Below are 6,277 nucleotides of genomic sequence, written 5' to 3' on the forward strand. Positions count from 1 at the left end.
GACAAAACGGCGTACTCAAACGCTGTCCACGCTGCGCCTGCAATTGAAATATATGCGCCTGACGAACCTGCCGGACTGGCTCGGCGTGGCGAAGAATATGGCACATCTGGTGCTGCCTTACGGCGCGTTGCGCGCTTTGAAAACGCGCTTGTTTAACGCGTGACGCAGTACTTTTGCCTAATACCTTCCATCCAGCGCCTGACATACCGTATCTGAAACCTATCGAATGAACGCTGAGAAATCCCGCCTTCGCATTGCCCTCGTCTGCAACACCGCGTGGGCGATCTACACCTACCGGCGCGGCTTGCTGCGGATGCTGATCGAACGCGGCGTGGAAGTCTCGGTGATCGCGCCGCGCGACCGGACTTTCGCGCCGCTCGAAGAAATGGGCTGCCGATGCGTGGAGCTGCCGGTGGCGTCAAAAGGCACCAATCCCCGCGATGACCTGAAGACGCTCGCCGCGCTCTATCGCGAATACCGCACCACCCGGCCGCACATGGTGTTTCACTACACGATCAAACCGAACATCTACGGTTCGATCGCGGCGAAACTCGCGGGCGTACCGTCCATTGCGGTCACCACGGGGCTGGGTTATGTGTTCATCCAGAAGAGCCGGACGGCGAGTGTAGCGAAGCGGCTTTATCGTTTTGCGTTCCGGTTTCCGCGCGAAGTGTGGTTCCTGAATCAGGACGACCGGCAGGCATTCATTGACCAGGACCTGCTGGTACATCCGGAGCGTGCGCGTTTGCTGCACGGCGAAGGCGTCGATCTCGGCGACTACGCTTTTCAGCCGCTACCGCGCTCCAACCCGCAGACGGAAGGCTTTTTTTTCATTTTAATTGGCCGTCTGCTGTGGGATAAAGGCGTCGCGGAATACGTCGATGCAGCCCGCCGGCTGCGCGAAAAATATCCGTACGCGCGGTTCCAGTTGCTCGGACCCGTGGGCGTCGACAACCCCAGCGCCATCACGCTCGACGAAGTGCAGGCCTGGCAGCGCGAAGGGGTCATCGATTATCTCGGCGAGGCGCAAGATGTCCGTGCGTTTATCGGCAATGCGGATTGCGTGGTGCTGCCGTCGTATCGTGAAGGCGTGCCGCGGACCTTGATGGAGGCGTCGGCAATGGGACGCCCGATTGTCGCCACCGATGTTCCCGGCTGCCGCGAAGTCGTCGAAAACGGCGTCACGGGACTGCTGTGCGAAGTAAAAAGCGCGGACGGCCTCGCGCAGCAACTCGAACGTTTGCTGCTTTCAAGCTACGCAGCGCGCGCTGAAATGGGCGTGGCGGGCCGCGCCAAGGTCACGCGCGAATTCGACGAAAACGTGGTCGTCGAGCGTTATAAAGGCACAATACGCGCGGTTACCGGCGTTTCACTCTAAATCACCCTCCGGGAGCGTTATTCATGACTGGTCACACAAGCGCGAAGGGCACGATCCTCGTGACGGGCGGCGCCGGGTTTATCGGCTCGCATACTTGCGTCGAATTGCTCAATGCTGGTTACGGCGTCGTCGTGATCGACAACCTCGTGAACAGCAATGCTGAATCGCTGAAACGCGTGGAGCAGATTACCGGCAAGAAGCTGGCATTCTACGAAGCCGATGTCCGCGATGAAACTACCCTCGCCCGCATTTTCGATGAACACGCGATCACCGGCGCGATCCATTTCGCCGCGTTGAAATCAGTGGGCGAGTCGGTGGCGAAACCGATCGAGTATTACCGCAACAACATGGACAGCCTGCTCGTGCTGCTCGACACCATGCGCGCGCGTAATGTGAAGAAGATCGTCTTCAGCTCGTCAGCAACGGTGTATGGCGTGCCAAAGAGCGTGCCTATCGATGAAACGTTCCCGCTGTCGGCAACGAACCCCTACGGGCAATCGAAGCTGATCGCCGAGCAGGTTTTGCGCGACCTGGAAATCTCCGATGCGGCGTGGCGCATTGCTACGTTGCGTTACTTCAATCCGGTCGGGGCGCATGAAAGTGGCTTGATCGGCGAAGATCCGGCGGGTGTGCCGAACAACCTGATGCCGTATGTCGCGCAAGTGGCCGTGGGCAAGCTGGAACGCCTGCGTATTTTCGGCAGCGATTACGCAACGCACGACGGCACCGGCGTGCGCGATTACATTCATGTGGTCGATCTGGCGCGTGGCCACATCAAGGCGCTCGATGCGCTGGAGTCGCTCGACAGCAGCTTTGTCGTGAACCTGGGCACGGGTCAGGGGTATAGCGTGCTGGATGTGGTGAAGGCGTTCGAAGCGGCGTCGGGCAAGCCCGTGCCGTATGAACTCGTCGCGCGCCGTCCGGGCGATATCGCCGAATGTTTCGCTGATCCGGCTGCTGCCGCGAAGCTGCTGGGCTGGCAAGCGGAACATGGTATTGAGCGGATGTGCGTCGATCACTGGCGCTGGCAGTCGCAGAACCCACGGGGTTTTGCCTGACGTCCTGGTTCAGGCGCGGCTTGGCTTTTAGTTCAGGCCCCGCCTGCGCGGCCCGGCCTGACGCGTTCTTTTTAGTGGCTTATTTTTCATGCTCAGTTTCGCGCTCGGTTTTCTCGTTTCGCTATTCATCACGCTGTTGATCGTGCGGTTTGCCCATTTGCACGAAGGCCTTTCCGGCGATAGCGATTTCGTCGGCGTGCAGAAGTTTCACGCGCGGTCCGTCCCTCGCGTCGGCGGGGTCGGAATCCTGGTTGGACTCACCGTCTCGGCGGTGCAGCTTCGATGGACTTATCCGGTCGTATCGTCTGGAATTCTCGCGATTGTTGCTTGCGGGATGCCGGCTTTTTTCTCCGGCCTTATTGAGGACCTGACCAAGCGGGTCACGCCGGTTGTACGCCTGGTCTGCACGATGGCCGCGGCTGCGCTTGCGTACTTCTTGCTGGGGATTGCGGTCACGCGTATCAGCGTTCCGCCGCTCGACTTCCTGCTGACCTACGGCGTCATCTCGTGTCTCGTGACCGTGGTGGCAGTGGCGGCTTTGGCTAACGCGATCAATATCATCGACGGCTTCAACGGACTCGCGTCCATGGTCGCGTTCATGATGTTCGCGTCGCTGGCCTACGTGGCCTTCCAGGTTCACGATCCGGTGGTCTTGTCCGCCTCGCTGATCATGATGGGCGCGGTGATGGGCTTCTTCATCTGGAACTTCCCCGCCGGGCTGATTTTTCTCGGCGATGGCGGCGCGTATTTCATCGGCTTCATGCTCGCCGAGCTGTCCATCATGCTCGTGATGCGCAATCGCGATGTCTCAGCGTGGTTTCCGGTGCTGCTGTTCATGTACCCGATCTTCGAGACGTGTTTCTCGATCTATCGGAAGAAGTTTATTCGCGGGATCTCGCCCGGAATTCCCGATGGCGTGCATCTGCATATGCTGGTTTATAAGCGCTTGATGCGCTGGGCCGTCGGTGCGCAGAATGCACGCGAACTCACGCGGCGCAATTCGCTGACGTCGCCGTATTTGTGGCTGCTGTGTCTGGTTGCCGTGATTCCCGCCACGCTGTTCTGGCGGCATACGCTGCATCTGTTCTGCTTTGTCGTGGTGTTTGCGTTCACCTACGTGTGGCTGTACGTCAGCATCGTCCGGTTCAAATCGCCGCGATGGATGGTGTTCCGGCGGGCTCATCCGGTGAAGAAATAACGGTTCCCGCTCCGGCCAGGTTTTCCCTGGCCGGAGCGTTTCTTTTTTAGCTCGATGCAAACGCGAGCAAGTCCGCGTTCACCTTGTCAGCCTCGACCACGCACATGCCGTGCGCGCCGCCCGGATACACCTTGAGCGTCGCATTCTTCACGATCTTGGCCGACAGTCTTCCGGCTGCATCTATCGGCACGATCTGGTCGTCGTCGCCGTGCAGGATCAGGGTCGGGATATCGAACTTCTTCAAGTCTTCCGTGTAGTCGACCTCCGAAAATTCCTTGATGCACAAGTAGTGCCCGAGTATCCCGCCCAACATTCCCTGCGCCCAGAACGTGTCGATCACGCCCTGCGATTTCTTGGCGTTATCGCGGTTGTAGCCGAAGAACGGCAGCGCCAGATCCTTGTAGAACTGCGAGCGATCGCCTGCCACGCCTGCGCGGATTCCATCGAATACGTCTTTCGGCAAGCCGCCCGGGTTTGCTTCCGTCTTCACCATTATCGGCGGCACGGCCCCGATCAACACGGCCTTCGATACCCGCCCGGTCCCATGCCGCCCGATATAACGCGCGACCTCGCCACCGCCCGTGGAGTGGCCCACCAGCATGGCGTCCTTCACGTCCAGTGCGTCGAGCACCGCGGCCAGGTCGTCGGCGTAGGTGTCCATGTCGTTGCCCTGGCCGGGCTGGCCTGAGCGCCCATGTCCCCGGCGATCATGCGCGATGACCCGGTAGCCCTTCTGGACCATGAACAACATCTGCGCATCCCATGCGTCTGCATCCAGCGGCCATCCGTGCGAGAACACCACCGTCTTGCCGGTACCCCAGTCCTTGTAGAAAATTTCCGTGCCGTCCTTCGTCTTGATCGTGCTCATCGAACGTGCTCCTTAAGGTGAGATAACGCGCTACGCCCACTGACCATCACTTTCAGCGTGGGCGTGACGCGTGGGGTATGGCGGAGGTTGCTGCGCCTCCGCCGTGCAATCCTGCGCGCTTCATGCGACGTCCTGGTGATTTCTCCAAGCTTCGATTGATCGTATGAAACGGCAAGGAAATGGATGAGGGCCCGGTTGAGAACACGGCTGTTCTACAGCGTAGCCGACGAAAATGGCATCGCAAAGACTTGCTGAAATCGTCTGATGAACGACGCGCGGCATCGCGTTCTCGCGCCTTGGTTTTCGTCGCTTTGCCGCATTTTTTCCATTGATCCGAGCCCTCTTTCTGAACCCGGCAGCCAAGCGAAATTCATATGAAAACACGAATTAATCAATCGCACCGGCGAGTCCGGCTTCTCTTGCCGGAAAGCCAATGCTATAGAAGTTATTACCCATGTTTGCCTGAAGACTATTGAAAATTCCTGTTTTTACTCATTCGGAATGGCCAAGAGGGTCGGACAAAGGAATGCCATATAGGTACAATTGCTTATGTCTGAACATATCCTATTGCAACTATACGATGCCTTAACTATGGTGGGAGGAGAGTATCGGTAAGTTCACATTATGAAAAGACACATCATATATTCACCTCCGTTTTTACCCGTCTTTCGTACAAATCATGCTACGACGATTGAGCAACTTCTTGGCAGCGCTGCCAAGAGGCTATTGAAGTTCGTCTATAAAAAAGCAAACGATAAAACAGCGCAAATAAACCAGCTTGGAGACCCACAATGAGCTCCCACACCGGCAGCCCGATTACCGATTCACCTGGATTTTTTTCTAAAGAAGCAACCATCGCAAAACCTGGATTTTCGCGCTGGATGGTCCCGCCCGCCGCGTTGGCGGTGCATCTGTGTATTGGTCAGGCTTACGCGTTTTCCGTTTTCAACGCACCACTCACGCGGGTAATCGGCATCACGCAATCCGCCCCGGACGACTGGTCACTGACCACGCTTGGCTGGATCTTTTCGCTGGCCATCGTGTTTCTCGGGTTGTCGGCGGCATTCGCCGGCAAATGGCTGGAGAAGGTCGGGCCGCGGCGCACCATGTTTACGGCGGCCTGCTGTTTCGGCGGCGGTTTCCTGGTGGCGGCGCTCGGGATCCATTTGCATCAGATCGTGCTGGTCTACCTCGGCTACGGTGTGATTGGCGGAATCGGGCTCGGGCTAGGTTATGTCTCGCCGGTATCCACCCTGATCCGCTGGTTTCCTGACCGGCGCGGCATGGCGACCGGCATGGCGATCATGGGCTTCGGCGGCGGTGCGATGATTGCAGCGCCCGCCTCGGTCGCGTTGATGAACCACTTCAAGAGCGCAACCAGCAACGGCGTGACCGAGACCTTCGTGGTGTTGGGCATTGTCTATTTCATCTCGATGTCGATCGGCGCACTCGCTATCCGCGTGCCGCGTCCGAACTGGACGCCGGCAGGCTGGACGCCGCCGGTGACCAACGGCAACAAGATGATCACGCGCAATCACGTGCATATCGACCAGGCATTGAAGACGCCGCAGTTCTACCTGATCTGGCTGGTGCTGTTCCTCAACGTGACGGCCGGGATCGGCGTGCTCGGACAAGCGTCGGTGATGATCCAGGAGAGCTTCAAGGCATCGATCACGGCTGCTGCCGCAGCTGGTTTCGTCGGCCTGCTTTCGCTCTTCAACATGGGTGGGCGTTTTGTGTGGGCATCGGCGTCGGACTGGCTCGGACGCAAGAAC

Annotated in this window: 5 protein-coding genes and 1 pseudogene; 5 read left to right on the plus strand and 1 reads right to left on the minus strand. The window is 58.6% G+C overall.

Annotation, left to right across the window (positions count from 1 at the left end; translation table 11 throughout):
* From JWR14_RS05730 to JWR14_RS05745, 4 genes and pseudogenes are all read left to right on the plus strand, one after another.
* A pseudogene (locus tag JWR14_RS05730) lies at positions 1–163 on the plus strand (glycosyl transferase); the annotation flags it as partial.
* Between the two features lie 63 nt (positions 164–226).
* Positions 227–1,378 carry a glycosyltransferase family 4 protein gene (locus tag JWR14_RS05735; protein WP_299702844.1) on the plus strand — a complete coding sequence of 384 codons (1,152 nt, stop codon included), beginning with the start codon at positions 227–229 and terminating at the stop codon, positions 1,376–1,378.
* Between the two features lie 23 nt (positions 1,379–1,401).
* Positions 1,402–2,436, plus strand: coding sequence for a UDP-glucose 4-epimerase GalE (galE, locus tag JWR14_RS05740; protein ID WP_299702847.1), 1,035 nt, complete (start codon positions 1,402–1,404; stop codon positions 2,434–2,436).
* An 88-nt stretch (positions 2,437–2,524) separates the two neighbouring features.
* Entirely contained in the window at positions 2,525–3,634 is a 1,110-nt protein-coding gene (locus JWR14_RS05745) for a glycosyltransferase (protein ID WP_299702849.1), read from the plus strand.
* A gap of 46 nt (positions 3,635–3,680) precedes the next feature.
* Here the strand turns inward: JWR14_RS05745 and JWR14_RS05750 are convergent, their stop codons facing one another.
* Positions 3,681–4,502 (minus strand): alpha/beta hydrolase, encoded by an 822-nt coding sequence (locus JWR14_RS05750; RefSeq protein WP_299702852.1) that lies wholly within the window; start codon positions 4,500–4,502, stop codon positions 3,681–3,683.
* A 791-nt stretch (positions 4,503–5,293) separates the two neighbouring features.
* Between JWR14_RS05750 and JWR14_RS05755 the strand changes: the two genes are divergently transcribed.
* Positions 5,294–6,277, plus strand: a 984-nt coding sequence (locus JWR14_RS05755; RefSeq protein ID WP_299702855.1) for an OFA family MFS transporter, incomplete at its 3' end; no start/stop codon positions are given.

The sequence above is a fragment of the Caballeronia sp. genome, assembly GCF_028292365.1.
Lineage (GTDB): Bacteria > Pseudomonadota > Gammaproteobacteria > Burkholderiales > Burkholderiaceae > Caballeronia.

Bases quoted from the DNA above. Each gene is read 5' to 3' on its own strand.
- JWR14_RS05735 (WP_299702844.1), top strand. From the start codon at position 227: ATGAACGCTGAGAAATCCCGCCTTCGCATTGCCCTCGTCTGCAACACC.
- galE (WP_299702847.1), top strand. From the start codon at position 1,402: ATGACTGGTCACACAAGCGCGAAGGGCACGATCCTCGTGACGGGCGGC.
- JWR14_RS05745 (WP_299702849.1), top strand. From the start codon at position 2,525: ATGCTCAGTTTCGCGCTCGGTTTTCTCGTTTCGCTATTCATCACGCTG.
- JWR14_RS05750 (WP_299702852.1), bottom strand. From the start codon at position 4,502: ATGAGCACGATCAAGACGAAGGACGGCACGGAAATTTTCTACAAGGAC.